At 66.2% G+C, this 1362-nt stretch carries 1 protein-coding gene; it reads left to right on the forward strand.

From position 1 onward, the window contains the following. Positions 1–60 precede the first annotated feature (60 nt). Entirely contained in the window at positions 61–1311 is a 1251-nt protein-coding gene (locus tag ACPW96_RS23235) for an IS256 family transposase (RefSeq protein WP_425886108.1), read from the forward strand. The last annotated feature ends 51 nt before the right edge of the window (positions 1312–1362 follow it).

Below are 1362 nucleotides of genomic sequence, written 5' to 3' on the forward strand. Positions count from 1 at the left end.
ACGGTCACCGCGTGATTCTTCGAGAGAACTCTTCACATCCATCTCGAAAGGACCCCGACGATGACCGTCGCACCCCAGAATATCGACCCTGCCCGCTTCCTTCAGGACCACCTCGCGCAAGCGTCCCCGGATCTGCTGCGGCAGATGCTGACCACGTTCATCAACACGTTGCTCTCCGCCGACGCGGACCTGGTCTGCGGCGCCTCGTACGGCATGGCCAGCCCCGATCGCACGAATCGTCGCAACGGTTACCGACACCGCGACTTCGACACCCGGACCGGAACGGTCGATGTTGCGATCCCGAAGCTGCGGCAAGGGTCCTATTTCCCGGAATGGCTGCTGGAGCGACGCCGCAGGGCGGAGGCCGCGCTGACCACGGTGGTCGCGACCAGCTACCTGCTCGGCGTCTCCACCCGTCGAATGGAGGATCTGGTGCAGACCTTGGGGATCACCGGGCTGTCCAAGTCGCAGGTGTCGGAGATGGCGAAACACCTCGACGAGCAGGTCGAGCAGTTCCGCACCCGCCCGCTGGACGCGGGCCCGTACTCGTTCGTCGCCGCGGACGCGCTCACCATGAAGGTCCGCGAAGGCGGCCGGGTGATCAAGGTCGCCGTCCTCCTCGCCACGGGCGTGAACGCGGAGGGTTACCGGGAGATCCTCGGCCTGCAGACCAGCAGCACCGAGGACGGAGCCGGCTGGCTCACCTTCTTCCGGGACCTGGTCGCCCGGGGACTTTCCGGGGTGAAGCTTGTCACCTCCGACGCGCACGCCGGCCTGGTCGCCGCAGCTGCGGCCACCCTCGCCGGGGCCGGGTGGCAAAGGTGCAGAACGCATTACGCCGCGAACCTGATGTCGGTGACGCCGAAGAGCTCGTGGCCGTGGGTGAAGACCCTGCTGCAGACCGTGTTCGATCAGCCCGACAAGGAATCCGTGCACGCCCAGTTCGACCGGATCCTGGACGCACTCGAGCACAAGCTCCCCAAGAGCTTCGAGCACCTCGAAGCGGCACGAGAGGAGATCCTCTCCTTCACCGCGTTCCCGAAGGAGATCTGGAAGCAGATCTGGTCCAACAATCCCACCGAACGCCTGAACCGGGAGATCCGCCGCCGCACCGACGTCGTCGGGATCTTCCCGAACCGGGACAGCATCATCCGCCTCGTCGGAGCGGTCCTGGCCGAGCAGCACGATGAGTGGGCCGAGCAACGCCGCTACCTCGGCCTCGACGCCCTCGCCAGAGCCCGCCGCGTCGGCGAACCCGACACCGAACCCGAGGAGGTCCCCGAACCCGACTACCGCGCCCTAACCGCATAACCAGCACGAAGAATCACGAACGCCGCGTACACCACCTCAAAGGACTTGACC

Origin of the sequence: Micromonospora sp. DT81.3 (genome assembly GCF_049847225.1) — a bacterium.
Lineage (GTDB): Bacteria > Actinomycetota > Actinomycetes > Actinomycetales > Microbacteriaceae > Microbacterium.